This is a genomic window from Streptomyces xingningensis (assembly GCF_054957865.1).
On the sequence record NZ_JBDJPF010000013.1, the window covers coordinates 34,693 to 60,792 of the forward strand.

Sequence of the window (26,100 nt, forward strand, 5' to 3'; positions counted from 1 at the left end):
CGTGACGGGGACCGGGGGCACCGGCGCACCGCTCAGTCGACGCAGGGAACGCCGCCCATCTTCACGGACGGACCCTGGAATTCGTCCGACGGCGCCGGGGCGGGCGCGCTCGGCTTCGCCTTCTCCGGCTCGCTCTTGTGCGGGGACGCACCGGGCCTCAGTGCGGTCACCTTGAAGCCGGGGCCCAGGGTGATGACCACATGGCCGGCGGGAACCGCCGGGTCGGCGGCGGCGCTCACGCCCGCGCCCGCAGCGATCTGACGGGCGGCCGCCGCGGCTCCGGAACCATAGACGACCGTGGTCCGTCCGGCGGCCGGGGCATTGGCGATCCTGCCCGGCCGGTAGCCCAACGCGGCCAGGGCCTTGGACTCGCCCGCGGCCGCGCCCGAGGTGCCGGAGGCGTTGCGGACATCCACGGTGGTCGAGGCCGCGTCCGCCGGAACGGCGGGCGAGCCGGCGCCGTCGTCGGCGGCCGAGGGCTCCGGCGAGGCGCTGTGCCCGATCATCGACTGGACGAGGGCCCGGACCTTCACCGGGTCGACCAGGTTGACCGCCTCGCCCTTGCGGTTGGCGAAGCCGGCGATGGGCAGGGTGTGGAACTCGGCGTTTCCGCCGGTGAGGTTGGGGGCCTGCTGGGCGAAGTCCAGGATGTTCCACCGGTCGTCGATGACGACATCCTTCTTGACCACGTCGAACAGCCCCTGCAGCCTGCCGAGATCGCCCCACACGCCCTGGGACTTCAGCTTGTGGGTGACCGAGGAGATAAACGCCTGCTGACGGTGCGTACGGTCGAGGTCCCCATTGGTCAGGCCGTGCCGCTGCCGGACGAACGCCAGGGCCTCCTTGGCGTTCAACTCCTGGGGGCCGGCGGGGAAGTCCGCACCGGAATACCGGTCGTGCACCGCATTCTTCAGGCACACCGGCACCGGCTGCACCACCTTGGCGATGTCATAGAACCCGAGCAGGTTGACCTCGGCGAAATGGTCGATCGGCACGCCGAGGAAGTCCTGCACCGTCGCCAGAGTGGCCTCGCGCCCCGCCTCGCGGCTGCGCTGCTCCAGTTCCGCGCCCTTGACGCCGTCGGCGGACAGCTTGTCCTGGGCCTCGGCCTTGGCAATGCCATAGGCCTCTTTGATCTTGTGCTCGCCACGGCCGCCGGCGATCGGGACATAGTCGTCACGCGGGATGGAGAAGGCCGTCACCTTCCCGCCGTCCGCCGGGATGTGCATCAGGATCAGGGTGTTGGTGTTGTAGCCGCCGATCTCGCTTGATCCGGCGTGCAGTTCCTGCTGGACGAACTCCCTCGGCAGATCGTCGCCGTTCATGTCCTTGCGGCTGTCCAGGCCGATCAACAGGAGGTTGACCGAGTCGTCGAGCTTCTTCGGCGCCCCCTTGCGCAGCGCGTCGAGGGCGCTCGAGGTGATCAGCCCATTGTTGAGCCAGTGATAGGCGAGCCAGCCGGTGCCGCTGGTCACCATGATGGCTGCCGAGGAGAGACAGACCGCGATCCGGGCGGCCGCTCCCGGACTGGAGCGCCGGCGCCGTGGCCGCTGGCCGTTCGGGGTGCGCTGGGGAACGCGGCCGGCGGTCCGGCGGATTCCACCGGCACGGCGGGGGTCAGGCATGGCCGGTCCTCCCGCCTCGTCCGGACCGGATGGCGCGCGTCACCAGCACGGTGAGCACGGTGGCCTCGGCCGCCGCCATGGCCGGAAAGGTGTCATTGGCCCAGCGCAGCACCTCGGTCATCACCGCCGCGGCGGCCTTGCCCTGCCCATGGGAGTCCTCCGCCAGCAGTTGTGCGCACACGGCCACCGCGGCGACGGCGGGCGGCGGCACGGTCGGCACCCACCAGGTGCCCGGGCGTGCACAGGCCAGGGCCACCAGAGCGGCGGCGAGGGCGGCGCTGAGCACATAGATCCAGCCGAGCCCGGCACCGGTCGCCTCGTCCACGACGGCCCCCACCGTCAGCAGCGCCCCCGACCACAGCAGGGCCGCCCTGGTCTCCAGGGGCGGCTTGGGCTCCGGGCCTCGCCGTGGTGCCGGTCTGCCGGGCTGCCGAGCCCCGGCGGACTCCCAGGAGCGGGCTGTCTGGCTCGGCAGCCGGGCCGAACCATGGGCCACAGGGCCTCGCCCAGTGCCCTCCTGCCACATCCGATCTCCCAGGGCACCGGGTGGCCTGCCCCCCATGCGCGCTCCCATTCTGTCGGCGGCCGCTTCGCGCGGCGGCCTTCGCGACTCTTCGGCATTCGCCCGCGGCTCTCCGGGCCTTACCCGGCCGTGCGGAGGCAAGCGGTCCGGACCATGCTTGACTTGCTCGATTGCGCAATATAGCAAGTATTCTGATGCGAGCCGCCGGGCGCTGTGCTGCGCACCCGTCACCGCCGCACGGCGTCCAGACCTCGGCATCAAGGGCGGCCGCCGACCGGATCAAGGAGCAGAACCGTGTTCTTCGACGTGGGCCCGGTCAAGCTGGCGGTCCTGGCGGTCGTGGTGACCCTCCTCTTCGGACCGGACCGGCTCCCCCGGCTCATCCAGGACGCGGCCCGGCTGCTGCGCAGGATCCGCGAGTTCTCGGACCACGCGAAGGAGGACATCCGCTCGGAGATGGGGCCCGGGTTCCAGGACTTCGAGTTCGAGGACCTCCATCCCCGGACATTTGTGCGCAAGCACCTCCGGGATGAGGCCGGGCTCGGGGAATTCGGGCTCAAGGAGATCGGCAGCGGCTTCGATCTCCGGCGGGAGATGGCCGGCCTGACCGACATCAAGGACGCGGTCCGGCAGGCCGGAAGGGGCCGGCGGACCGACGGCGATCTCTTCACGGACTCCTCCGACGCACCGCCCGACACCCCCGCCCATCCGCGGAAACCCGACACCCTCGTGGCGGGCGAGCCCCCGCCGTTCGATCCCGAGGCCACCTGACGCGGACGGCGCGGTGACGCACGGAAGTTCCACCAGCCCGGTCAACGAGCTGCGGCCGGGTACGGTGACGGCCACGCACCGGACAAGTGCGTGGCCGTTACCGTCCCGGCCGGAACGGAAGACGCCGGAGACCGGCTCCGAGGTCAGCGAGGAGTGGTGTCGTTCTCGTGCACGGGGCGGGCGGATGCGACATCGCCGGGCGCCGCCTGGATGGTGTGCGGCTTGGCCTCCGTGTGCGCCGTCCCCTGCGGGGTGGCGGAGTCCGCGGACGCCGTCTCCTCCTTCATGGCCCTGGTCTCGCTCTTGAGGATCCGCAGGGACTTGCCCAGCGCCCGGGCCGTGTCCGGGAGGCGCTTCGAGCCAAAGATCAGGACCGCCACGATCACCACAACAAGCAGGTGCCAGGGCTCCAAGCCGTTCCGCAGCATGCCGACTCACCTCTTCCCCTCGGTCGCCGCGGCCCTTGCCCGGCGAAGGTCTCCGACGGCTCACTATACTTGCCCGGTTACGCAATCGAACGCGGGTTGCAGCGGCCCGTGGTCACCGGCCGCGCAACTGCTCCATTTCCCGCCGGTCCCGCTTGGTCGGCCGCCCGGCGCCACGGTCCCGCAGACCGGCCGCCGCGATCTCCGCACGCGGCGCAGGCGGCGGGCTGTTGTCGATGAAGCACTCGGCTGCGACGGGCGCCCCGACCCGCTTGCGCACCAGGCGCGAGACGACCACGATTCTCTCGCGCCCGGCATGGAACAGCCGTACCTCGTCCCCGGACCGTACGGCCTGGGCCGGCTTGACACGTTCGCCGTTGACGCGGACGTGACCAGCACGGCAGGCCGTGGCGGCCAGCGAACGCGTCTTTGTGAGTCGCACGGACCAGATCCAGCTGTCGATCCGCACGGTCCCCTCGTCTGCAACCATGCCCAGACTCTAGGCCAGTGCCCCCGGCGCGCGCCCGCGGTTACCGGTCGCTCAACCGCCGCACCGCCTCCCGGCCGAAGCCGGCGATGGCCGCCCAGGGCGCCGGACGTCATTCGGCCAGCGATATCGCCTGGATGACCAGGACGACATGGAGCAGCAGGCACATCGACCACGCCTGTGCCTCCCGGATCCCGCCGCGTACCACGCTCACCCAGCCCGCGGCCGTCAGCGCCGTCGCGAGGCCCCAGACCGCCCAGGCCGCCACCAGCCAGGGCGTGGACCGGTCGGACATGATCCTGATGAGCAGGGCCGGCGCGAGGAAGAGCAAGGGCAGCGCCCAAGTGCCCTCCGTGGCCGCATTCTTCCCGGTGCCGGTGACCGTCATCCCGGCCCTCCCTTCCGTGCGACCACCCACCATTGGGGCGCACATGACAGTTGCCTCATGCATACACGCCGTTACCGACAGAGTGCCATGCCACGGGCGGCCATGCCGAGCCGATTCGCCAGGGCCGCCCGGGAGTTGGTGTTGACTTCTTCGACGCCGCATGCGACAGAACTGATGACATGTTCACATCACCCGGGAAGGAGCGCGGTGATGAGTACGACGAAGAGGTCGAACCGCACACGAACGGCGGCGAGCGCGGCCGCCGTCGCCATGATGGCGAGCGCGGGCATCGCACTGACCGCCCCGTCGGCACTGGCCGACACGGTGTCCGTCGGCTACACCTGCACCGGTCCGGGCGCGCCCGGCGGCGTCAATACCCTGCAGCTCACGGTGACGGCACCGGCCAGCGTCCCGCAGGGCGCCACCGCGGACCTCGCGGTGAGCGCCACCACACAGCTGACCGCACCGATCGACCTTCCGGCGAACACCGTGTCGGCGGAGCTGGATCTCCAGCTCGGCGGGGCAGGCTCCGGCAGCGTGACCGCCTCCGGGGCCACCAACCCGGACGCCGTACCGAGCGGATCCACCGTGTCGGTGAGCGGCGGCGCCGCCTCCGTACAGCTCACCAACGCAGGCAGCACGACCTTCACCCCCGGCAACATCGCCGTGCATGTCTATGGCGTGACGGTCAGCTGCACGATCTCCGGGACGGCCCCGGTCGCCGCGACCACCGAGGTCACGGCCGCATAGCGGCAACGCCGTCCCCCGGTCGGTGGACCCGGGTTCCACCGGGCGTTCCACCGACCGGTGGACGGCCCGGGGCCCTTGCCCGGTCCTAGCCTGGCTTGCGGATGACTCGTCCCGGACGGGGACGACTTCTGCGAGGAGGTCCGCACACCATGCCCCAGCCCCAAGCACCCGTCGGCAGCACCGCCGCCGTACTGCGGCTCCTGTCCCGGCACCCGCACCGAGGCGCGACCGTCCGTCAGCTGACGACGGCACTGAAGCTGCCCGGCCCCACCGCCCGCGACCTCCTGGAGAGCCTGCGGGCCGAGGGGCTCGTCCAGTACGACGCGGGCACGGCCGCCTTCCGTCCCGCCGGGCCACTGCGGCCGGCGGCGGCCCCGGACCGGCCGGACTGCAACGACGTCCGTGCCGCGGCCATGACCTGGGCCGACCGGCTGGCGGCGGACAGCGGCATGAGCGTCTGCCTGGCCGTCCCGCACGCCGAGGGAGCACAGGTCATCCACCATGTCTTCCGCCCCGACAACACCCCCCAGCGGCTGGCCACCGGTGACATCCGCCCCGCGTCCAGCGCCCTGGCCCGGGCCCTGGCCGTCCCGGACGGCGAGCGGTGCGTCCATGCGGCCGACACCGGCTGCCGGGAGACCGCCTCGCTGGCCGTCGCCGTGCCCTGCCCGTGCGCGGACGGCTGCGCCGCCGCCCTGGGCCTGACCGGGCCGCGCTCCTCCCTGGACCCGGCGGGCGGGCAGGCGGGGCGCTACGAGGGGCTGCTGCGGGAGGCCGCACGGGCGATCTCCTCGACCCTGGCCCTGGCTCCGGCCCGCTGACCGGCACCGGCCGGGCGCACTATTCCGGGCCACCGCCCAGGAGCACACCCTCCCGGTGCTCCTGGGGGCTCACCCCCCGCACCCGCTTGAACGCGGCGCTCAGCGCGAACGGGCTGCCGTAGCCCACTTGCCGGGCGACCGCGCCGATCGTGGCATCCGCCTCGCGCAGCAGGTCCGCGGCGAGCGCCAGCCGCCAGTGGGTCAGATAGGACATCGGGGGTTCGCCGACGAGCTCGGTGAACCGGCGCGCCAACGAGGCGCGGGAGACCCCCACTTCGGCGGCCAGCCCCGCCACCGTCCAGGGCCGCGCCGGGTGACCGTGCAGCAGGGTCAGGGCGGGGCCGACCACCGGGTCGCGCTGGGCCAGGACCCAGGCGGGGGCACCGGCCTCGGCGTTGGCGAGCCAGGTGCGCACCACACTGACCAGCAGGAGGTCGAGAATCCGGTCGAGCACGGCCTCCTGCCCCGGCTCGGCCCTGCCGACCTCGGCGGCCAGCAGTCGCACAAGCGCGTCGTCCCCCGCGTGTGCCGGCTGGACCAGGAGCGGCGGCAGCGCGTCCAGCAGCCGGCGGCCGATCTCATGGCGCAGCTGGTAGGTGCCGGTGAGCAGGACCACGGGGCCGTCCGGGTCGTCGCCCCAGGTGCGTACGCCCAGCGCCATCTCCTCGGCCAGATCGTGGCCGGCACCGGTCGAGCAGACCTGCCCCGGGCCGATGACGATCCGGGCCTCAGTCGCCGGGTCATCGGCGACGGTGTAGGGGTCGGGGCCCCGGACGATCGCGACATCACCGGGCTCCAGCCGCACCGGACTCCCCCGGTCCGGCATCACCCAGGCGTGCCCGCGGACCACGGTCACCAGGCAGAGCGGTGCCCGGTCCTCGATCCGCAGCGCCCAGGGCGGACTGAAGACCGATTTGAGCAGAAATGCGCCGCGCGCCTTGGGTCCGTCCAACAGGCCGGTCAGGGTGTCCACTTGGCAAGTGTAGCCAGTGGGCGGCGGGCGGCCCCGGGCAGCGCCCCGGCCCGTCCACGCCCGTGCAGCACCAGGGCCCGGGCCAGACAGCCGAGCGCCGCTGTGCAGGTCAGCGTCCGCAGCACATTGGCCGTCTGCCAGGTTCCGGTGAACTTGTCGCGCATCGCGGCGAGTTGACCGGCTGTGGCGTGTTCGCCGAGGCGGGCCAGCTCGTCGTTGAGGGGGAGGTTGACGCCGAAGGTGATGGCCAGGGTGGCTCCGTAGAGCGCGGCCGCGGCCACCGCCCAACGGGCCGCGACGCGACGGCCGAGTCGGTGCTGGAGCACGGCGGCGAGCACCGTGGCCACGAAGGCGCCACAGAAGACCAGGGCGAACAGGCCGTTCTCGATGGCCGCGTTGATCTCACGCAGCACCGCGGTGAACGTACGGTCGTCACCGCGCTCCAGGCCGGGCAGCACGGACACGTCGAAGGCGAAGAAGAGGCCCGCCATCAGCCCCATGCCGATCGTGGCCGTCATGAGCACCGGGCCGGCCGCTCCGGTGCGGGAAAGGTGTGTGTCGGTCATGGCTTCAGTCAACGTCCCGACCGGCGGCCCGGGCCATGGTTGCCCCGCTCATCCGCATACGCGTGCGTCCGGGCGGACGGGTCCGGTCCGGTTGCGGCCGGGTCCGGGGCTCCTAGGGTGGGGAGCAGTCATGAAGCGAGACCCAGGCCGCGACAGACCGCCCGGGACACCGGCCCTCCCGCACCACGCGCGGCTGCTCGTGATGGCCGCCTATGGGCTGCTCGGCATCGCCATCCTGACCGATCTGGCGACCAACCCCCGCTGGACCCTCTCCCCCGTGCTCACCACGGCGCCGGTGCTCGCCAGTATCGGCACCCGCCGCGCCCGCGTCCCGCTGGCGGTCGGCCTGCTCGCCATCGCGATCGTTCCCGCGCTGGCCGCGGCCGACCGCATCGTCCCGCTGGCCGTCCATCTGACCTCGGGATTCGCCGTGCTGGCCGTCACCTGCATCAGCACCGCGAACGTCGTCCTGGTGTCGACGCGCGAGCGCGAGCTGCTGCACTCGCGCTCCGTGGCCGAGGCGGCGCAGCTGGCGCTGCTGCGGCCGGTGCCGGAGCGGATCGGCGGGCTGCGGGTGGCGGTGCGGTATCTGGCGGCGGCCACCGACGCCCGGGTGGGCGGGGATCTGTACGAGGTGCTGGTGACCCCGTACGGGACCCGGCTGCTCATGGGCGATGTGCGGGGCAAGGGGCTGTCCGCCGTCGAGACCGCGGCCGATGTGCTCGGCACGTTCCGCGAGGCGGCGCAGGTCGAGGCCGATCTGCGCACGGTGGCGCGGCGGCTCGACGCGACGGTGCTGCGGCGCGGGGTCGGCGAGGAGTTTGTGACCGCCGTCCTGCTGGGCGTACCGGAGTCGGGGGGTCCGGGTGAGCTGGTGAACTGCGGCCATCTGCCGCCGCTGGTCAAGCGGGACGGAAAGGTGACCGAGGTCCGGGTGCGGGTGCCCGCCGCCGACCCTCCGCTGGCCCTGCGGAACCTGGCCGACGGGCCGTACCACATCGGGCGGTTCGTCTTCGGGAAGGGCGATCTGCTGCTGCTCTACACGGATGGCGTGACGGAGGCGCGGGACGAGGCCGGTCGCTTCTACCCGCTGGAGCGGCGGCTGGCCCGGCTGCCGGAGAGCACTCCGGACTCGCTGGTCGACCGGCTGGTCGCGGATCTGCTGGTGCATGCGGGTGGGGCACTGTCGGACGATGCGGCGCTGCTGGCCGTCCGCCGGGAGCATTGACGGCCGTCGCGGACAACCGCCGGACCAGAAAGACAGGAAAGCTTGGAAGTTTTCCTGCTTAAAAGATAGCCTTCCTTTATGGCATTCGTGCGACGCAGTCCACGACGGATGAAGGCAGTCCACGACGGATGAAGGAAGGCCCGATGACCAGCAGCGCGACCCTCGCCGCCGCAGCGGGCGGCAGAGAGGCCGGATTCGGCGCCCGGTTTGTGGCGCCGGTCGTGATCGGCTCCATGCTCAACCCGGTCAACTCCACGATGATCGCCACAGCGCTCGTCCCCATCGGCCATGCGTTCCAGGCCGGCGCCTCGGCCACCGCCTGGCTGATCGCGGGGCTGTATATGGCCAGTTCCGTGGCGCAGCCGGCCATGGGCCGGGTGGCCGACCGGCTGGGTGCCCGGCGGGTGTACGCGGCGGGTCTGGTCCTGGTGGGGCTGGCCGGGCTGGCCGGGCTCTGGGCCGACTCGCTGGGCGCCCTGATCGGGGTCCGCGTCCTCATAGGCATCGGCACCTCGGCGGCCTATCCCGCCGCGATGGCCATGATCCGTGCCCAGTCCGTCCGGCTGCGGCAGGAGACCCCGGGCCATGTGCTCGGGGCGCTGACCGTCGCCGCCCTCGCCAGCGCGGCGCTCGGACCGGCCCTGGGCGGCCTGTTGGTCGGGCTGGCCGGCTGGCGGGCGATCTTCCTGGTCAATGTGCCGCTCGCCGTGCTCGGGCTCGTCCTCACCCTGGCCTGGCTGCCCAAGGACGAGCCGACGCGCCGGAGTCCGGACCGGGAGAGCGCCTGGACGGCCCTCGACCCCCTGGGCGTGCTGTGGTTCACCGCGGCGATGCTGCCCGTGCTGTTCTTCCTGATGGATCTCCGGCATCCCGACTGGCCGTTGCTCGCCCTCGGCGCAATCGCGGCCGGGGCGCTGGCGGGCTGGGAGCTGAGGGCGCGGCGGCCGTTCATCGATGTGCGGATGCTCGCCGCCAACCGTCCGCTGCTGCGCACCTATTGCCGCGGCGGGGCGTCCTATCTGGCCATCTACTGTGTGCTGAACGGCTACACCCAGTGGCTGGAGGCGGCCCGCGGGTACTCCGCGTCGGTCACCGGGGTGCTGGTGCTGCCCATGGGCGCGGTGGCGGCGCTGTGTTCCTGGTTCGCGGCACGGCGCATGCGGGTGCGCGCACCGCTTCTCATCGGCACCGCCGCCATGGTGGCGGGCTCGGTGACGCTGGTGTTCACCGGACCGGGCAGTCCGGTGATCCTGCTGATCGTGATCGGCGCGGTCTTCGGGCTGCCCAACGGGCTCAACTCCGTCGGCAACCAGACCGCGATGTACCTCCAGGCTCCCGCCGAGCAGACGGGCACCGCCGCCGGGCTCTTCCGCACCGCGCAGTACATCGGCGCCATCGCCTCGGCCGGCCTGATCGGCCTGCTGTACGGGGAGCGGGCCGGCACCGGCGGCCTGCACACCATCGCGATCGCGCTGAGCGCACTGGGTGCCGTGCTCTTCCTCGCCACGCTCGCGGACCGCGGCCTGTCGCGGGGAAGGGACGGAATGAGGTGAACGGGCGTGGGCGGCGGCCAGGATTTGAAAGGTACCCTTGCTTTGTGATCGACCCTGAGCAGCACCCCCCCTCCTCGACCGCCCTGACGCCGCCGATGGATCTGCCCGAGGCGGCTGCCAAACTGCGCACCCTGGCCGGTCAGTTGACCCGACGTCTGCGCGCGGCCTCCGGAGGGGAGGGCGTGACGATGTCCCAGGCGTTCGTCCTCAGCCGACTCGACCGCCGGGGGCCCGCCACCACGGTGGAGCTCGCCCGCGCCGAGCGGGTGCGGCCCCAGTCGATGGGCGCGACGCTGAGCACCCTGGAGGAAGCCGGGCTGGTGGCACGCTCGCCCCACCCGAGCGACCGCCGCCAGACGATCATTTCGCTCACCCCCGAGGGGCGGCGGCAGATCGCCGAGGGCCGCCGCACCCGGGAGGGCTGGATCGTCCAGGCCCTGAGCGAACGGCTGGACGACCGGGAGCGGGCCGTGGTCCTCGAGGCGATCGACCTGCTCGGCCGGCTGACGGACGACGCCTGAGCGGGGCCGGCCCTGTCCCCACACAGGGCCGGCCCCGCGCCTGCGGTGCGGGTCAGCCGAGCGGGCGCCCGGTGCTCGCGACGATGTGGTCGGGAACCTCGCCGGTCCGCTCACCGGTGTTGACGGTGCCGGTCGGCTCGAACATCAGAATGGCAGCCCCGGCGGCCGAGGACGGCCGGTGCTCCACACCGCGGGGCACCACGAAGACCGCCCCCTTGGACAGCGTGACAGCGCGCTCGGTGCCCGGCTCCCCGTCCCGCAGGCCGAGGCTCAGTTCACCGTCGAGCACCATGAAGAACTCGTCGGTGTCCTCATGGACGTGCCAGATGAATTCGCCGACCACCTTGGCGATCCGGACGTCGTAGTCGTTCACCTGCGTGACGATGCGCGGGTCCCAGTAGCTGTCGAAGCTGTTCAGCGCGGTCTGCAGATCAATGGGCTGTTGGTTCATACAGCCATCTCACCAGTGACGCGCGTCATCGACGAGCGCCAGGAATCGCATATGTCGCAAGAATCCTCGCAATCCAGGATCGGGCCGCTCTCGGCGGAAAGCGCATGCTCCGAGCGGAAAGCGGGGACGGTGCGAGAGCGGGGCGGTTGACGGGCGGGAGGCCTGGCCGGTGACGGGTGATGTGCTGATCGTGGGCGCCGGGGTCGCCGGGACCAGCGTCTTTCTGCAGTTGGTGGAAGCCGTGCTGGCCACCGGCCGCGCGGTCCGCTCGATCCGGCTGGTGGACCCCCGGCCGGTCGGCCGGGGGCTGGCCTTCGGGGACGACGACCCGCTGCTGCTGTGCAACAGCGCCGCCGAGATCAACTCGCTGTCGGCGGACCGGCCCGGCGACTTCGTCGACCATCTGCGCGGCCGCGGCTGGACGGGCCGGCCGCAGGACTGTGTCCCCCGGATCCGGATGGCCGAGTACTGCCACGACCGCTACGCCCGGGCCCGTGGACTCGCCGCCGCCCATGGCATCGAAACGGGTCAGGTGCGCGCCACCGCACTGTCGATCAGCGGGGGCGGCCGACGGGTGTCACTGAGCACCGGCCGGGAGCTCACGGCCGATGCCGTCGTGGTGGCCACGGGCGTACACCGGCCGCGAACCCCGGACGGCTTCGCGGAGTTCACGGACCACCCGCGCTATCTGGACAGCCCCTATCCGGCCGTCCGGATCAGGGAGGGCCTGGCACCGGAGCGCCGGGTGCTGGTGCTCGGCACCCGGCAATCGGGCGTGGACGCCGCCCTGTTGCTGTGCCGGGACGGCCACCGGACGACCATGACCTCACCGTCCGGGCTGCTGCCGGCGGTGCGGGTGTCGCTCGCCGCGCCCGTACGGGACTTCCCGCCGCTCGACCGAATGGCCCGCCTCGATCCCGCCGACCCCCTGCTGGCGGAGAAACTCACCCGGTGTGTGGTGGAGGCGATCCGGCTGCTGGGCCGGCTCCCCCTGCGCCGGCAGACCTCGCGGGCCGAAGATCCCGTCCGGCGGCTGGCGGAGGAGACCGCCCTGGTGGAGGAGGGCGCCTGTCTATGGCCCGGAGTGGTCGTGCCGGTACTGGAGACGCTGATCACCCTCGCCGCCACCCTGCCCGTGCAGCACCGCCGTGCGCTGCTCAAGCGCTTCGACTGGTTCATCGGCCGCTACCTCACCGCGCTGACGGTGGTCAACGCCCGTCGGCTGCTGGGGCACTTCCGGTCCGGTGCTCTGCGCCTGGCCCGTCCCTACCCCCGGTCCGTCACCTTCGACGCGGGCGCCTGGCGGGTGGAGTGGCCCGGGGCCGCACCCGTCGCCTTCGACCATGTCGTCAATGCCACCGGCTTCCATCCGCCCGAGCTGCACTGGGACGAGGACGGCACGGCCCTGCACCTGTCCCGCCCGCCCGGCCGTGCCACACCGGTGGACCGGCTGGAGGCCGACCTCCGGGTGCGCCGCGGGGCCGGGGCGCCGCCGGAGCGCGTCTGGATGGTGGGGGTCGGCACCCAGGTGCGCATCCCCTTCGCCAACCATCTGCGCAATGTGACGCGTCAGGCGCGCCAAGTCGCCGAGCAGATCGCCCGGTTGTGACCGAGTTCCGGGGCAGTGGCCGGGTCTGGCGGGATCCGGTCCTTGTGGGGGCGGGGGCCGGGCGGGTACCACACCAGGGAAGCGGCTCCCCTCGACAGGAGGCTGATGACGATGGTCCTGACCCGACGCGGCGGGGGTGTCCTCAACCTTCCCCGGACAGCCACCGGTTTCGACCAGGTCTTCCACGCGTTGCGGGCGAGGAAGCCACCGCGTGGTCCCGAACTGCCCGGTGAACCACGCTGGCGCGGGGACTATGTCGCACCGGATGTCGGCGGGCCGCGGATGACCCTCCAGGAATTCGGCTATGCGTCCCGTGAACTCAACCGTGGTTTCGGGAAGGTCGACGACACGGCACTCGTCGGCCCGCTGCGGATTCTCACCGCGGAGGGGCTGGAGTGCCTGACCGAGGTGTGCGACCGGCTGGAACCGGCGGCCGGTGAAAGCCGGTTCATCGCGACCCGGCGGGTACGCAGCGCCGACCTCATGTCGCCGTTCATCAACAACATGATTCGTGACCGCGGTTTTCTGCTGGCCTGTTCCCGGCTGGTGGGCGTGCCGCTGATTCCGCATCCCCTGCGCATCCCCACCGCACAGATCAACTACTTCGAGGGCAGCGGGCGGCCGGAGATCGTGCGCTGGCACCACGACGGCATGGACTATGTGTTCACGATCCAGCTCAGCGGCTTCGACGAGTACGAGGGCGGGCGCTTCACCTATTTCCAGGGGCGCACCGGGGAGTTCGAGGATGTGACGGAGGACGATCCGCGCATTCGGGAAGCGGACTGTGGTGACCGCGGAGCGACGCTGTTCCTGCATGGGAGCCGCATCTTCCACGCGGTCACTCCGGTCACCAAGGGCCGTCGGGTGACCCTGGTCGTCTCTCTCTTCTGCCCGTACTTCGCGCGGCGGGACTCCAATACGTTCTGGCATCTCGCGGGCGACGACGGGATTCCGGCCACCGTCCCCAACTGGCTGCGGCTGAAGTGGCCGGTGCGGGACGCGGCCATGGACTTCAGCCTGCGGGCCGGGAGCCCGGTGATCACCTGGGAGGATCTGCGGTAGTGGACCCTACGGGCCCACCGCCACGCCCCTGGCCGGGTCCGTGATCCACTCGCTCCATGAGCCGACGTACAGGGCGGCCTCGAACCCGGCCAGCCGCAGCGCCAGTACCTGGTTGGCGGCCGTCACTCCGGAGCCGCAGTAGGCGGCCACCGCCGCGCCCGGGGCGATGCCCAGTTTCCGATAGCGGTCCTGGAGCCGCTCGGGCGGCAGGAAGCGGCCGTCGGAGTCGTTGTTGTCGAAGGTGGGGGCGCAGACCGCGCCCGGGATGTGACCGGCGACCGGGTCCAGCGGCTCCACCTCGCCCCGGAAACGCTCGGCGTGCCGGGAGTCCAGCAGGAAGCCGTCCGTGGTGAACGGGGGAATCTCCGCCACGGTCAGCCGGGGCATGGAGCCGGGGACAGCGGTGAAGTCGCCCGGTGCCACGGGCTCGGCGGGGCCCTCGGTGACCGGCTGCCCGGCGCGCGTCCAGGCCTCGTACCCGCCGTCCAGCACTCGGACGTCCGGGTGCCCGAAGTAGCGCAGCATCCACCAGAGCCGGGCCGAGACCATGGCGTCACGCTGGTCGTAGACGATGACCGGCCGGCTCTGGTGGACGCCCAGCCGGCGCATGGTGGCCTGGAATTCCTCCGTGCCGGGCAGCGGGTGCCTGCCGCCCGCGCCGGCCGGTGCGGCGAGGTCCGCGTCCAGGTCCGCGCGGACCGCGCCCGGCAGGTGGCCGGCGAGGTATCGCTCCGCAGCGGGCGGGGCCTGGGGGCACCAGCGGGCGTCGATCAGGGTCATCGGCGCACCGGTCGAGCGAAGTGCCCGCAGTTCGGGGACCGTGATCAGGGAATCCAGGGAATCCAGCGAATCCAGGGAATATGGCACGTCAGACCGCCTTTTCAGCCTTTCCAGCCCTTCCGGCGAAGGCGTCGACACCCTACCCCGCCCCCGACGATCACACCATGGCCCTCAGTGGCCGCCGGTCGCCCGGAATCCGCGCGGCACCAGCCATACGGCCAGCACGGCCACCGACACCACGATCGCCGCCGAGACATACGAGGTGGTGGTGAGGGCGTCGTCGAAGGCGCGCCGGGCGATGTCGAGCACCTGACGGCCGACCGGTCCGCCGACCCGCTCGGCGACCTCGGCGGCGCCGCCCACCGAGCCCCGGGCCGTGCTCAAGTCCGGGCCGTGCACTGGCAGTTCGGTCATGTGGTCGGTGAAGACGGCGCCATGGATGCTGCCCAGCAGGGCCACGCCCAGTCCGACCCCGAGCTCATAGCAGGTCTCGGACACGGCACCGGCCTGTCCGGCCCGTTGCGGCGGCACCGAGGAGACCAGCACCGAGGCGGCGGCGGTGATCGCCAGGCCGTCGCCGAGGCCGAGCAGGGCGAGGACGACCGCGACCAGGGGGTAGCCGGTCGGCTGGGGCGCCACGGCGAGCAGCACGAACCCCGCCGCCAGCGCGCCCAGGCCGAGGGCCAGCACGGCCCGTACCCCGATGCGGTGCATCACCCAGGGCGAGGACAGTGCACCGGCCAGCATGGCCAGGGCGGAGGGCAGGGTGCGCAGACCGGCCTGCGAGGGCGAGTAGCCGTGGACGTACTGCAGCCACAACGAGAGCAGGAACAGGGCGGCGCCGATCCCGAGCATCGCGAGCAGGGTGGCCAGCGCGGCCGCCAGGAACGGTCCGTTCCTGAACAGCCTTACGTCCAACAGCGGGTCGTCCAGGCCCAATTGGCGTTTGGCGAAGAAGGCCAGCAGCAGTACGCCGAGGATCAGGGCGGCCCAGTCCAGGGCGGCCGGACCACCCTTGGCGACATGCTTGATGCCCCAGGCCAGGGCGACGATGCCGACGATCGACACGGCGGCGCCCAGCCAGTCGAGGCGGCCGGTCTGCGGGGCGCGGTATTCGGGCAGCAGCCGACTGCCGACCGCCACGGTGACCACCACGACCGGCACATTCACCCAGAACGCCGCCGCCCAGCCGAAGCGCTCGACGAGCACCCCGCCGACCAGTGGGCCCACACAGGCTCCGGCGCCCGCGACGGCGGCCCAGAGGCCGATGGCCAGCGCGCGTTCCCTGGCGTCGGTGAAGATATTGCGGATCAGGGAGAGCGTGGACGGCATCACCATGGCGCCGCCGATGCCCAGCAGCACCCGCCCGGTGATCAGCTGTGCCGAGCTGTGGGCGGTGGCGGCGACCACCGACGCGACCCCGAAGAGCACAAAGCCGCCCAGGAACAGCAGCTTGCGGCCGAGCCGGTCGCTGAGCGCCCCGCTGGTGACCAGCAGGCCGCCGAGCACCAGACCGTAGATGTCGATGATCCACAGCTGCTCCAGCGGCCCGGGCCTCAACTCCTTGATCAGCGAGGGCAGTGCCACATTGAGGATGGTGGCGTCCATGGCCACCAGCAGCAGGCTGGCGCAGAGCACGGCGAGCATCGCCCAGCGGCTCGGAGCGGCGGGCGAACGGGTCGACACCATGGATTTCACCCCTCTGGTCCCGGTTGGTCCAGTTGACCGGAGGGGCATCCGGCACGCAACCGGGAGCCGCGAGAGAGGGCCCCTTTACCCCTAAGGACGCACCGAGGGTGCCGGCCGATCTGCGCGCGGCAATCAAGAGCTGTGTGGGAGGGTTCACCACGCATGACGGTGACGACGGACCCTCGAAGTACTCGGCCGTCAAGGAAATGCCGTCGGCCAACGCCGGTGACGACTCGCTCGCCTATCAGGTGACCGGGCACGCCGATGACCACGCAGTGTCCGCGCACCCAGGCCAGGCAACGACGGCGCCCCCTGCTCACCCCGGCGAGCAGCATCCACACCTTCCGCATGCGCTGCACCGTCGATGTCGCCTGCCTGTCCCGCGACTTGACCGTCCTGGGGGTACGCACCATGCCGCCGGGGCGGCTCGGCGCGACCCGCCTCCGCAGCCGCCATGTGCTGGAAGCGGTGGCCGGGAACATGGCGCGATGGGGCCTGCGACCGCGAGTGCGAGTCGTGGTGCTCCCTTGCGCACCGGACCTCAGTTTTCGCTCAACTCCCTTGAGTTAACTGGAAGATGAGACCACTATCACAACCGCGATAAAAAGAACCGCCTCGGAGCCTTACTTGGCAGTGGCTCCGAGGCGGTGGCAAGTGTTCCGCGATCTCCGACGATCAAAGGGAAACACTCATGTCCTCAATGTACTCCACGGACGAAACGGCTTCGTCCCCGTCCACCCAACCGTCCGATTCCCGCCGCGGCAGAGGCTGGCGCCGCGTGGCCGTCGTCGCCCTGGCAGGGCTCTGCCTCGGCGTCACCGCCCCGCTCGCCGAAGCGACCGAGTCCCACCACAGCCGGGCAGCCCACCACGCCGTCACCGCCGCGCCCTTCGGCACACTGCCCTACGACCCCCCGCCGGTCGTCGAGGAGGGCCTCGACGACCGGATCGCCGACCTGCCGGAAGAAGCCACCACGGAACAGGTCGTCGACGCGATGTACCCGGGCGACCAGACCGCCCAGGGCCAGGTGCTCGACTTCCTCCAGCAGACGGCGGACGATAACGGATCCGACGACCCGGAGACCGCCCAGGCCAAGGCGATCCAGATCAGGAGCTGGTGGAGCAAGGGCTGGCATTGGGCCAAGTGTGTGGCGACCGCGAGCGCAGTGATCGCCGGGAACTGGCTGGTGATCACCAAGGCCAAGAGGTCCGGCGGCGTAATCAAGGCGCTCAGGAAGGTCTTCGGCAAGAAGGGCACACGGGAGCAGCGGCTCAAGGTCGCGATTGCGGCCTTCGGTGACTTCACCGGCGTGAACCAGATCGTGTCCGCCTGCAAGCCCTGAGCAAGTCCGCAAGAGCCCACATCGATCGGTACGGCAAGGAGGCAGGATGGAAACCGCGTTCAAAGTGGCCTTCATGCTCGCCGCGGCAGCCCAGATCGTCCTCATCGCCCTGCTGGTGGTCCGGGCCCTGCGGCAACGGCGCGACGGCCGCGTACGTCCCCCGGTCCTCACCGGCTCGGACGTCATCTCCGCCGCCGTGGTGTTCGGCGGAACAACCGTGATCACCGGCCTGGCCGCCCACGGCTGGGACGGCATCGGCATGACGGACCTCCCTGTGTACGCGGCCTGCATCGGCATCGTCACCGCCGGTCTCATGGGCGTTCTGCGCAACAAGTCCGGGGGACGCAAGTCCACTGGCCAGACCGCCCTGTTGGTGCCCGTCGCCTACGGCGTACTGGCCGGCCTGTCCGGCATCGCGGCCTGAAACCCCCCGCCGCGCACCGGCCGCCCGCCCCGTTCCGCGAGGCGGGCGGCCGGTTCCGGCTCACCCCGAGGACCCGAAGGGTGGTTCCGGATCAGGACCGTTGGCGCACCGCGGGACGGCGACCCTCGTGGTGGCGAGCTGCACCAGTCGACTCGCGAAGGTGCCACGTTCGCGGCCACTCAGTCGAGACAGAACTCGTTGCCCTCGATGTCCTGCATCACGAGGCACGACTCGTCGTCGCCATCGGCAAGCAGTAGTCGCACGCGTACCGCGCCGAGCGCAACCAGTCGTGCGCATTCGGCCTCAAGTGCGGCCAGGCGCTCTTCACCCACGAGCCCGGTGCCGAACCGCACGTCAAGATGCAGCCGATTCTTGACGACCTTGCCTTCGGGAACGCGCTGGAAGAACAGTCGCGGGCTCCCATCCGAGGGATCAATCCATGCGAACGCTGGACCCTGATGCTCAGGTGGCAGCGAGCGATCGAAATCGTCCCACGTGGCAAACCCCTCCGGTGGCGGCGGTACGGCATAGCCCAACACCTGGCGCCAGAAACGAGCCACGCGCTCAGGTTCTGCGCAGTCGAAAGTGATTTGGATCTGCTTGATTGACGCCATCGGCCCATCGTAGAGGGGGGTACTGGAGGAGGTGGAGGGGGGTACTGGAGGAGGTCCTGGCGGACTTCGGGAACGTCGCATGCGCGCAGCTGAGTTGTAGGCACGCCCCGGTACGACGAAGGAGCGTGCGGGAGGCAGCCCGCCCGTGCTCACCGCACCGGCCCGGCCACGAGAGCACCGACGCACGCCGGGCGTTCCAGGTGTTCACCATGGAGCTGCCCCACAGCACGGCCCCCGGCGACGGACGGCGGCAGCGCGGTGTTACGCCCGATGGGTGGGCCTTCAGCGTTGCCGTGTGCGACGTACCAGGTCAGGGGCGGCCTGCTGCCACTGGTCGTGGTCGAAGGCGAAGCCGGATTCCCTGAGGCGTCCCGGGATGACGCGGCGGCTCTTGAGGAGGAGTTCGGTGTCGGTGCGCAGGGCGAAGGCGCCGATCTCGGCCATCCACTTCGTGGCCGGCAGGCCCACCGGCATACCCCAGGCCCTGCGCAGGATACGCATGAACGCGCGCTGCGGAAGGGGGCCGGGCGCGGCGAGGTTGACCGCACCCGTGAGGTCTTCCCGCTCGATGAGGAACTCGACCGCGCGGACGAAGTCCCGGTCGTGGATCCAGGAGATGTACTGGGCACCGCCCGCCACGGGCCCGCCCAAACCGAGCCTGGCCAGCCACAGCAGGACGTCGAAGACGCCGCCGCGGTCCGGGCTCATCACCATGGCGGAGCGCAGGGCGACCTTCCGGGTGTCCGGGGTCGCGGCCTCCTGTTGCGCCTGCTCCCAGCGCCGGGCGATGTCGACGCTGAAGGCCCAGTAGTCCGGAACACCGGATTCGTTACCACCGATGATGCCGGTGTGCTCGTCGTGGGGCGCCTCGTAGCGGTGGGCGTAGATGGTGGCGGTGCTCATCTGGAGCCACACCCGCGGCGGTCGGCGGGCCACCGCGATGGCCTCACCGACGACACGGGCCGACTCCACCCGAGAGTCCATCATCTCCCGCAGGTTGTCCTCCGTATAGCGGCAACTGACACTGCGCCCGGTCAGGTTGATCACGGCATCACTGCTGTCGAGCTCCTCCGTCCAGGGGCCCGGTTTCCGGCCGTCCCAGCGGACGTCGCCGGCGCGCGCCGGATGCCGGGTGAGGACCACGACATCATGACCGGCGGCGGTCAGAGCGCGGCGCAGAATTTTTCCCACCTGGCCGGTCCCGCCCGGTATCACGATCTTCATCCCTTGCCTCCATCCCGGATCTGCCGGCGAACCCGGCTATGAACCGGATCCTTTCACCGAGCGGCCGACCCGAGGTTCACCCCCTGCCGGGACGACACCGGCCAGGGCCGGAGCGCGCCCGGCCGGTAATGCCACGCGGCCGGGGGCCGAACTGAGCGCGGCCGCCGCCGCGAAGGGGGAGTTCGGGGTGAGCTACCGGGAGCCGCTCACTCCAGCAGGCCGCGCCGCATCGCCTCCGCGACGGCGGCCGCACGGTCGGATACCCCGAGCTTCTCGTACAGCCGCTGGGTGTGGGTCTTGACCGTGCTGGCTCCCAGGTACAGCTCACCGGCCAGCTGCGGGATGCTCTTGCCCTCGGCGAAGCCGCGCAGCACCTGCTGTTCGCGCTCGGACAGCACCGCCGCGTCCCGGTCGGCCCGCAGGCGGATCTCGTCCACCAGCCCGTCGGAGAGGTCCTCCGAGACCACCTGCTTTCCGGCGGCGACCTTCATGACCGCGCTCACGATTTCGGATCGCCTGGCGTCCTTCGCCAGATAGCCCGCGGCCCCTTCCTGAACCGCCCGGTAGACCACGGCACCGTCGGTCGTCGCCGACAGCAGAATGGTTCGGGTGGACAACCTGTCACGGACGATCGCATGGATCACGGCGATGCCGTCCAGCTTGGGGAGGCGGTAATCGATCAGGGCCACCTGTGGTTCGAGCTCGCGAATGGCGGCCAGCGCCGCCGCACCGTCCTCGACCTCCGCCAGCACCTTGATCCGGCCGCTGAGCTGCAGCCCGCGGGAAATACCCTCGCGGTAAATGGGATGGTCGTCCGCCACCACCACCGTGACCTGCGCATCGGAATCGGACACCATGTCTCGTCACTTCCGTATTCGTGTCGACTTCCTCTGTCAACCATAGGTGGCTTTCTCCGAAAGGAACGGTCGGCCGTTACCCCCGCCGATCGGGGGAGACCCGGTCCCCCGGTTTCTCGCCCATTGGCCCGATACGGCACGGAAACCGGAATTCCTAGCCTGGACGGGACCCGAGGAAAGGTGGTCGATGGAGATGTCGAAGACAGTCAGGCGCATCGTGGTCGGCGTCGACGGATCGGCGGGCAGCGTGGCCGCCCTCAAGCAGGGCGCCCAGGAGGCCGCCCGCCATGGCGCCGCGCTGTGCCCCGTGCTCGCCTGGTCCCCGCCGGGCGGTGAGGCGGCCGATGCGGTGAACCCCGCTCCGGCCGATGTCCGCGCGCACTGGGAGGCCGACGCCCGCAGGACGCTGATGAAGACCTGCGAGGCGGCGCTCGGCGCGGCTCCCTTCGGTCCCAAGGTGCTGCCGAGGACGCTGCGCGCCCAGGCGGGACCGGCGCTGGTGGCCAGTGCCCGCCGGGAGACCGACATGCTGGTGATGGGGGCGGGCAGCCACGGCCTGTGGCACCGCTTCCGGTACGGCTCGGTGAGCCGCCACTGCCTCAGGCACGCCCGTTGCCCGGTCCTGGTGGTCCGTCCGGATCCGCCGGACGAGAGGGCCGCCGGCCCGGCGGTCCGGGCCCCGCACGAGCGGCGGCCCCTGGTGGTACCGGTCGGCCCGCCGGATGTATAGGCCAGGTACTGACCATGGAAGCCTCAGCTGCCCGCCAGCTTGTGCTCATAGTTCACCTTGGCGAAGTCCCAGGACTTGTCGAATACCTTCGTCCCGAAGATGTTCAGCTTTGCGTAGAACGACCCGGTGAGGTCGATCCCGCCGTACAACGCCCAGTCGGATGGGGCGTCGTTGAGGGTGTTGACAGACTTGAGGGTGTTGACGGTCTTGTCGTCCTTCGGGGCACTGCCGTGGGAGCCGTGCACGGTGGCCTTGAGGTACGGCATGAAGTCGGCCGCGACCCCCACCGAGCCATAGAGGCCCAGCTGGGTGTGGGTGCCGATGCCCGCCTTCGCGGTGGCCGAGCCCTCGATCCGCGTCGGGGTGCCCGTGGTGGCCGGCTCGGGGCTGCGCAAGGCGCTCCAGTCGCCGTTGGCGTACTGGGCACCGACCTCGAGCCGCCCGTCGGTGCGCTGCTCGGCATCGATGCTGACCTTTCCGTCGGCCGCTATGTCGTAGAAATAGTCCACCTTCAGGTTGAACACGATCGGCACCGGTCCGATCCAGAAGGTCTTGTTGACATCGACCTCGGCCGCCGGGATGTGCAGCGGCTTGTGCCCGGTGTCATAGGAGGCGGAGCCCTCGGCGTGGGCCTTGAAGCCATAGCTGTAGTCCGATGCCAGGCCGATCTTCGCCTTGGACGGCGCGACCGAGTACCAGTGGGCCCGCTCATAGGAGAACAGCATCTCGGGGTGGAGCTCCAACCACCCGGACAGGGCCGAGGAGTTGCCGGTGGTCGGCTTCACACCCGAGGGCAGGGGCACATCCACGTCGAGCCGGACGCCCTGGCCGCTCGTCGGTCCCGCGGACACCCGGCCGCCCCCGGTCGGCGACTTGACCTTGAGATCGGCCGCCGTCAGCGGCGTACGGACATCGGCCTTCCCGTCGCCGAGCGCATCGGCCAGGGTGGCCGGAGTGGTGTCCACGGCCACCGAACCGTCCTGCCCGGGGTGCACGGCGGCCACCTTGACCAGTGCGCCCCGCGGGGTGACGGAGGTCACCGGGCTCGCGATCACATCGCCCACCCGCAACTGTCCCGCGTTCTTGGGGCCGTTGGCGGACGAGCCGGAGAGCACCGCGTGCCCGCCGGCCGGGTCGTAGCCCGTGAGGCGGGCGCCGTCGACCGGCACCTGGTCGACCTTGCCGTCACTCCCCGGTCTGACCACGGAGACGGCCTGTTTGTCGCCCGGGCCGTCGCCGGCCGCGAGGGCCGGCGGTGTCCGGTCCGCGGAGTCGGCGGCCGCGGGAATCGCGGCCAGCGGTGCCGCCAGGCCCGCGAGCAGCAGCGGAACCAGCGCATGGCGAGGTGAGAACTTCATGAACTTCCTTCCGGGAAAAGGCCGGTCCGAGTCCCACCCCGAGCAGCCCCGTTCCTGGTCCGGAAGGCCGCGCCTCGGTCGCCCGCTCACTCAAACCCGGCGTGCGCCGCGGATCAAGAAGAATTCGTCCATGGAGAGATAGGCACGGACTATGGAGCCGACCCACGCCGCCGGGAATCTGTCCCTGCGCCAGCTGGAATACCTGGTCACCGTCGTGCACGAGGGGCGGCTGACCCGGGCCGCCGCACTGCTGCATGTGACGGAGCCCACGGTCTCCCAGCAGCTGCGCGCCCTGGAACGCACCGTCGGCACGGCCCTGTTGGACCGCCGCCCGGAGGGCGTCCGCCCCACCGACGCGGGTGCGGCCTTCCTGCCGTACGCGCGGACCACCCTGCGCTGTGCGCACGAGGCCACGACGGCGGCCCGGGCCGCCGCTCGGGGCAGGCGGCGGATGCTGCGGATCGGTACGGTGCGCACCGCCCTGCCCGGGGCACTGGTGCCGGGCATCCGGCAGTGGACCCGGTGCCACCCGTGCACCCCGGTCTCCCTGCGCCCCCACAACAGCCGTGGCCGGCTCCAGGATTCGGTGGCCGCGGGCACCGTGGACCTCGGGGTGGGGCCACGCCCGGTGGGATGGGCGGGACAGGTGCTGAGCCTGTGCACCGAGGAGTTCGTGATTGTGTGCGCGGCCGACGACCCGCTGTGCGGGCAGGACGTCCACCTGGAGGACCTGGCCGGCCGCAACTGGATCTGCTGCCAGGGCCACGGCCTGGGCGAGGTGTTCGCCGACGCCTTCCGTTCGGCGGGCTGCACCCCGCGGATCGCCGTGGAGGTGCCCGGCGCGGAGGCGGCCGTAGCACTGGCGAGGGAGGGTGCCGGGCTGGCGCTCGTCCCCGAGAGCGCCCTCGGCGCGGGGCAGCGCTCTTCGGCCGTCCGCCTGAACCAGCCGATGCTGCGGGAGCTGACCGTGTACACCGCCGCGGATCCGCCGGACGACGCGGTGGCCTGCGCCGGGACGCTCGCCGCGGCGGCCTCGGCGGTCAGCCCTCCGCGGCCGCCGGAAACGACTCCCTGACGCGGGCCGCGTCGCGCGCCACCTCGGTGAGCCAGGCCTCGGCGTCGGCGATCAGCAGCACCCGGGCGGCGGTGGCCCCGGACGCGGCACGTTCGGCCCAGCGCAGCACCTCCGAGGTGCGGGCGGGGTGGGCATCGGGGGCGGGCGGGGCGGAGGGCTGCCGGGTGCGCAGTGCTTCGGCCGACCTCAGGTACGCGTCCGCCGCCTCGGCGGCCAGCGCGGTCAGCCGGCCCGCGGCCTCCGCCGGCAGCGGGCCACCGGCCTCTTCCCGGCCGCGTACCAGCATCAACTCGCCGCCGCTGAGCATGTGGTAGCCGGCCGCCAGGGCGATCCCCCAATGCGGGTCCGGCATGGCGTGGGGCTGGTGTTCCGTGCGGTACTGGGCGTAGCCCGCCTCCGCCAGGAGCGTCGCCCGGCGGACCGGCCGCAGCGGTTCCCCCGTGCTCTCCCGGCCGTCGCACAGCAGGGCGGTGACGGTCCGGCAGCCCAGGGCGGCCTGCTCGAGGAAGTCCGCGACGACGCGGCGCAGTTGGCCATGACCGCCTCGGGGCCAGGCGAGGAGGCTGGCCACCGCCCCGACCGAGCCGCCGACCAGGACGGCGATGACCCGCACCCCGGACAGGTGCCAGTCGGGGACCGAGAGCTGGGTGAAGACCAGGATGAAGGCCAGGGTCAGCGCCAGTTGCATACAGGCGGGCCCGAGCACCGGGCCCACCCCGAAACCCACCAGGAAGACGACGGGCATCGCGGCCGCGTAGACGACGGGGACGTCGCCCACGGCGTAGAGCAGCGCGGCGGCGAGCACCGCTCCGGCGATCGTGCCGAGCAGGGCGGGGCCCAGGGCGCTGCGGGTGTCCGCCGCCGAGGTGCGCATCAGGCTGAGGGTGGCCAGCAACGCCCAGAAGCCGTGCGACAGTTCCAGCGCGCCGACCAGCAGCCTGGCGGCCGCCAGGGCGACGGCGAGGCGGAGGGCGTTCTGCAACAACACGGAATGCGGGGTCAGATGGAGGCTCAGCCGTCGCCACCAGCGCACGGCGGCGGGCAGCATGGCGTAGTCGAAGTGTTCCGGTGCCTGCCCGGGCGGTCCGCCGACTGCGAGCCGGGCGGCCTGGGTGGCCAGCCGGGCGGCTTCGGCAGCCCCCCGTACCACAGCATCCTGCCGCAGGCGCACGGCGGTGGTGCCGGGCAGGTCCGCCGCCCGCGCGGCGTCGAACTCCCGCAGGGCGGCGGGCAGTTCCTCGTCCGGTGCGGCAGCGGTGCCGGTGCGCAGTTCGTCGGCGACGCGGTGCAGGGCCGCCGCGACCCGGTGCAGGAGGGCTGTGGCGGGCGGGTGCGGTTCGTTCGCTCCGGCGAACAGCCGGTCCAGTTGGCCGTATACGTGCCGCAGGGCCTCATGGGTGTGGCCCTGGGCCCGGTCCGGTACGGACGGCGAGGTGGGGCGCTGCATCGGCGGCACCCGGGACAGCCGGGCCGCGTCCAGGGCCCGGCCGGCGGCTTCCCTGCGGTCCGTCGCCCGGGGGCCGGGCAGGGGTCCGTCGGCGATGGCCTCGGTGTAGTGGGCCACTTCGGCGGCGGCGGTGGCGAGGATGGCGCGGTAGGGGACGGGCGGTGGTTCGGGCCAGATGAACCGCTCGGCGAGGGCGGTGAGCAGGATGCCGAGGGTGAGCCCGGTGAGCCGGGAGCCCAGGGTCTCGGGTGCGTAGGGCGGGAAGCACGGGAGCACGTAGTAGAGCTGGAAGGCGATGGACAGGGCGGCGAGCCGGGGCCCGCCCACCGCACAGATGGACACCAGGAAGCCGACCACCAGCATGCCGCAGGCCGCGGCCCAGGGGCGGACGGCGAGCAGGGTGCCGGCCGTGACCAGCAGCCAGCTGACGGGCAGGGCGGCGAGCAGGGTGCGGGTGCGCTGCCGGGCGGGGCCGGGGAGTTCGCAGAACAGGATCAGCGGCAGGGCGCCGAACATGGCGTACAGGGCGGTGACCGGCCGGCCGAGGCCGTACCGCAGGGCGTAGAAGCCGGTGCACCCCGCCGCGACCGACCAGAGGGCGCGGCGCAGGGCGTGCGGTCCGTCCTTGTGCCGCAGCAGCCACCGGATCATGGTGCTTCCACCATTCGGTGAACGGTTTGCCTCCGCAACCGGACGGACGATCCGCTCTCCACCGATCGGTGGAGAGCGGGTCCCCTGCTTCGGGGCCGAACGAAGGATCGATCCGGGGCCGGGGTGTGCCTAGCGTGAAAGAGCCCGGAAAGGAAC

28 protein-coding genes and 1 pseudogene are annotated in these 26,100 nt (G+C 71.7%); 13 read left to right on the top strand and 16 right to left on the bottom strand.

What is annotated here, in order from left to right; translation table 11 throughout:
• Window positions 1-32: 32 nt before the first annotated feature.
• Window positions 33-1,625 (bottom strand): LCP family protein, encoded by a 1,593-nt coding sequence (locus ABCR83_RS09605; RefSeq protein WP_462694452.1) that lies wholly within the window; start codon window positions 1,623-1,625, stop codon window positions 33-35.
• Entirely contained in the window at window positions 1,618-2,121 is a 504-nt protein-coding gene (locus tag ABCR83_RS09610; protein ID WP_462694453.1) for a DUF6542 domain-containing protein, read from the bottom strand. The genes ABCR83_RS09605 and ABCR83_RS09610 overlap by 8 nt, the downstream gene beginning before the upstream one ends.
• 321 nt (window positions 2,122-2,442) lie before the next feature.
• Here ABCR83_RS09610 and ABCR83_RS09615 point away from each other — a divergent pair, with 321 nt between their 5' ends.
• Window positions 2,443-2,919 (top strand): sec-independent translocase, encoded by a 477-nt coding sequence (locus ABCR83_RS09615; RefSeq protein ID WP_462694454.1) that lies wholly within the window; start codon window positions 2,443-2,445, stop codon window positions 2,917-2,919.
• A 143-nt stretch (window positions 2,920-3,062) separates the two neighbouring features.
• On the opposite strand, the gene tatA is transcribed toward ABCR83_RS09615, so the two are convergent.
• From tatA to ABCR83_RS09630, 3 genes are all read right to left on the bottom strand, one after another.
• A complete protein-coding gene (gene tatA, locus ABCR83_RS09620) occupies window positions 3,063-3,347 on the bottom strand; it encodes a Sec-independent protein translocase subunit TatA (RefSeq protein ID WP_462694455.1) in 285 nt (94 codons plus the stop codon).
• A 112-nt stretch (window positions 3,348-3,459) separates the two neighbouring features.
• The gene (locus ABCR83_RS09625; protein ID WP_462694456.1) at window positions 3,460-3,834 is read right to left on the bottom strand and encodes an RNA-binding S4 domain-containing protein; all 375 of its coding nucleotides are present in this window, start codon (window positions 3,832-3,834) and stop codon (window positions 3,460-3,462) included.
• A gap of 109 nt (window positions 3,835-3,943) precedes the next feature.
• On the bottom strand, window positions 3,944-4,219 hold the full coding sequence (locus ABCR83_RS09630; RefSeq protein WP_462694457.1) for a hypothetical protein: 276 nt from the start codon (window positions 4,217-4,219) through the stop codon (window positions 3,944-3,946).
• Between the two features lie 210 nt (window positions 4,220-4,429).
• Between ABCR83_RS09630 and ABCR83_RS09635 the strand changes: the two genes are divergently transcribed.
• Both ABCR83_RS09635 and ABCR83_RS09640 read left to right on the top strand, forming a co-directional pair.
• Window positions 4,430-4,969 carry a hypothetical protein gene (locus tag ABCR83_RS09635; protein WP_462694458.1) on the top strand — a complete coding sequence of 180 codons (540 nt, stop codon included), beginning with the start codon at window positions 4,430-4,432 and terminating at the stop codon, window positions 4,967-4,969.
• Between the two features lie 149 nt (window positions 4,970-5,118).
• Entirely contained in the window at window positions 5,119-5,790 is a 672-nt protein-coding gene (locus ABCR83_RS09640; RefSeq protein ID WP_462694459.1) for a helix-turn-helix domain-containing protein, read from the top strand.
• A 19-nt stretch (window positions 5,791-5,809) separates the two neighbouring features.
• Here the strand turns inward: ABCR83_RS09640 and ABCR83_RS09645 are convergent, their stop codons facing one another.
• Together ABCR83_RS09645 and ABCR83_RS09650 are read right to left on the bottom strand one after the other, a co-directional pair.
• Window positions 5,810-6,763 (bottom strand): AraC family transcriptional regulator, encoded by a 954-nt coding sequence (locus ABCR83_RS09645; protein ID WP_462694460.1) that lies wholly within the window; start codon window positions 6,761-6,763, stop codon window positions 5,810-5,812.
• The gene (locus ABCR83_RS09650; protein ID WP_462694461.1) at window positions 6,751-7,329 is read right to left on the bottom strand and encodes an anthrone oxygenase family protein; all 579 of its coding nucleotides are present in this window, start codon (window positions 7,327-7,329) and stop codon (window positions 6,751-6,753) included. Before ABCR83_RS09650 ends, ABCR83_RS09645 begins: the two co-directional genes overlap by 13 nt.
• Window positions 7,330-7,459: 130 nt before the next feature.
• On the opposite strand from ABCR83_RS09650, the gene ABCR83_RS09655 reads away from it, so the two are divergent.
• The 3 genes from ABCR83_RS09655 to ABCR83_RS09665 all read left to right on the top strand — a co-directional run bounded on the left by ABCR83_RS09655 (window position 7,460) and on the right by ABCR83_RS09665 (window position 10,631).
• Complete coding sequence (locus ABCR83_RS09655; protein ID WP_462694462.1) at window positions 7,460-8,557, top strand: PP2C family protein-serine/threonine phosphatase; 1,098 nt, start codon at window positions 7,460-7,462, stop codon at window positions 8,555-8,557.
• Between the two features lie 143 nt (window positions 8,558-8,700).
• Complete coding sequence (locus ABCR83_RS09660; protein ID WP_462694463.1) at window positions 8,701-10,110, top strand: MFS transporter; 1,410 nt, start codon at window positions 8,701-8,703, stop codon at window positions 10,108-10,110.
• Between the two features lie 44 nt (window positions 10,111-10,154).
• The gene (locus tag ABCR83_RS09665; RefSeq protein WP_462694464.1) at window positions 10,155-10,631 is read left to right on the top strand and encodes a MarR family winged helix-turn-helix transcriptional regulator; all 477 of its coding nucleotides are present in this window, start codon (window positions 10,155-10,157) and stop codon (window positions 10,629-10,631) included.
• A 52-nt stretch (window positions 10,632-10,683) separates the two neighbouring features.
• On the opposite strand, the gene ABCR83_RS09670 is transcribed toward ABCR83_RS09665, so the two are convergent.
• Window positions 10,684-11,082 carry a cupin domain-containing protein gene (locus ABCR83_RS09670; protein ID WP_462694465.1) on the bottom strand — a complete coding sequence of 133 codons (399 nt, stop codon included), beginning with the start codon at window positions 11,080-11,082 and terminating at the stop codon, window positions 10,684-10,686.
• Between the two features lie 169 nt (window positions 11,083-11,251).
• On the opposite strand from ABCR83_RS09670, the gene ABCR83_RS09675 reads away from it, so the two are divergent.
• Both ABCR83_RS09675 and ABCR83_RS09680 read left to right on the top strand, forming a co-directional pair.
• Complete coding sequence (locus ABCR83_RS09675; RefSeq protein ID WP_462694466.1) at window positions 11,252-12,691, top strand: FAD/NAD(P)-binding protein; 1,440 nt, start codon at window positions 11,252-11,254, stop codon at window positions 12,689-12,691.
• Window positions 12,692-12,796: 105 nt separating this feature from the next.
• Window positions 12,797-13,753 (top strand): hypothetical protein, encoded by a 957-nt coding sequence (locus ABCR83_RS09680; RefSeq protein ID WP_462694467.1) that lies wholly within the window; start codon window positions 12,797-12,799, stop codon window positions 13,751-13,753.
• Between the two features lie 6 nt (window positions 13,754-13,759).
• Here ABCR83_RS09680 and ABCR83_RS09685 read toward each other — a convergent pair whose 3' ends face one another.
• A complete protein-coding gene (locus ABCR83_RS09685; RefSeq protein WP_462694468.1) occupies window positions 13,760-14,620 on the bottom strand; it encodes a sulfurtransferase in 861 nt (286 codons plus the stop codon).
• Window positions 14,621-14,704: 84 nt separating this feature from the next.
• Complete coding sequence (locus ABCR83_RS09690; RefSeq protein ID WP_462694469.1) at window positions 14,705-16,222, bottom strand: MFS transporter; 1,518 nt, start codon at window positions 16,220-16,222, stop codon at window positions 14,705-14,707.
• 264 nt (window positions 16,223-16,486) lie between these two features.
• On the opposite strand from ABCR83_RS09690, the gene ABCR83_RS09695 reads away from it, so the two are divergent.
• The 3 genes from ABCR83_RS09695 to ABCR83_RS09705 all read left to right on the top strand — a co-directional run bounded on the left by ABCR83_RS09695 (window position 16,487) and on the right by ABCR83_RS09705 (window position 17,988).
• A complete protein-coding gene (locus ABCR83_RS09695; RefSeq protein ID WP_462694470.1) occupies window positions 16,487-16,792 on the top strand; it encodes a DUF192 domain-containing protein in 306 nt (101 codons plus the stop codon).
• A gap of 208 nt (window positions 16,793-17,000) precedes the next feature.
• A complete protein-coding gene (locus ABCR83_RS09700; protein ID WP_462694471.1) occupies window positions 17,001-17,564 on the top strand; it encodes a hypothetical protein in 564 nt (187 codons plus the stop codon).
• Between the two features lie 46 nt (window positions 17,565-17,610).
• The gene (locus ABCR83_RS09705) at window positions 17,611-17,988 is read left to right on the top strand and encodes a hypothetical protein (protein WP_462694472.1); all 378 of its coding nucleotides are present in this window, start codon (window positions 17,611-17,613) and stop codon (window positions 17,986-17,988) included.
• Between the two features lie 179 nt (window positions 17,989-18,167).
• Here ABCR83_RS09705 and ABCR83_RS09710 read toward each other — a convergent pair whose 3' ends face one another.
• From ABCR83_RS09710 to ABCR83_RS09725, 4 genes and pseudogenes are all read right to left on the bottom strand, one after another.
• Window positions 18,168-18,602, bottom strand: coding sequence for a VOC family protein (locus ABCR83_RS09710; RefSeq protein ID WP_462694473.1), 435 nt, complete (start codon window positions 18,600-18,602; stop codon window positions 18,168-18,170).
• Between the two features lie 142 nt (window positions 18,603-18,744).
• Window positions 18,745-18,831: pseudogene (locus tag ABCR83_RS09715) on the bottom strand (integrase/recombinase); the annotation flags it as partial.
• Window positions 18,832-18,884: 53 nt separating this feature from the next.
• Window positions 18,885-19,826 carry a TIGR01777 family oxidoreductase gene (locus ABCR83_RS09720; RefSeq protein WP_462694474.1) on the bottom strand — a complete coding sequence of 314 codons (942 nt, stop codon included), beginning with the start codon at window positions 19,824-19,826 and terminating at the stop codon, window positions 18,885-18,887.
• Window positions 19,827-20,032: 206 nt separating this feature from the next.
• A complete protein-coding gene (locus tag ABCR83_RS09725; RefSeq protein ID WP_462694475.1) occupies window positions 20,033-20,683 on the bottom strand; it encodes a response regulator in 651 nt (216 codons plus the stop codon).
• A gap of 193 nt (window positions 20,684-20,876) precedes the next feature.
• Here ABCR83_RS09725 and ABCR83_RS09730 point away from each other — a divergent pair, with 193 nt between their 5' ends.
• The gene (locus ABCR83_RS09730; RefSeq protein WP_462694476.1) at window positions 20,877-21,413 is read left to right on the top strand and encodes a universal stress protein; all 537 of its coding nucleotides are present in this window, start codon (window positions 20,877-20,879) and stop codon (window positions 21,411-21,413) included.
• A gap of 23 nt (window positions 21,414-21,436) precedes the next feature.
• Here the strand turns inward: ABCR83_RS09730 and ABCR83_RS09735 are convergent, their stop codons facing one another.
• Window positions 21,437-22,771 (bottom strand): hypothetical protein, encoded by a 1,335-nt coding sequence (locus ABCR83_RS09735; protein ID WP_462694477.1) that lies wholly within the window; start codon window positions 22,769-22,771, stop codon window positions 21,437-21,439.
• Between the two features lie 151 nt (window positions 22,772-22,922).
• Between ABCR83_RS09735 and ABCR83_RS09740 the strand changes: the two genes are divergently transcribed.
• Window positions 22,923-23,846 carry a LysR family transcriptional regulator gene (locus tag ABCR83_RS09740; RefSeq protein WP_462694478.1) on the top strand — a complete coding sequence of 308 codons (924 nt, stop codon included), beginning with the start codon at window positions 22,923-22,925 and terminating at the stop codon, window positions 23,844-23,846.
• On the opposite strand, the gene ABCR83_RS09745 is transcribed toward ABCR83_RS09740, so the two are convergent.
• A complete protein-coding gene (locus ABCR83_RS09745) occupies window positions 23,812-25,944 on the bottom strand; it encodes an FUSC family protein (protein ID WP_462694479.1) in 2,133 nt (710 codons plus the stop codon). The two genes, ABCR83_RS09740 and ABCR83_RS09745, sit on opposite strands and share 35 nt — an antisense overlap.
• Between the last annotated feature and the right edge of the window lie 156 nt (window positions 25,945-26,100).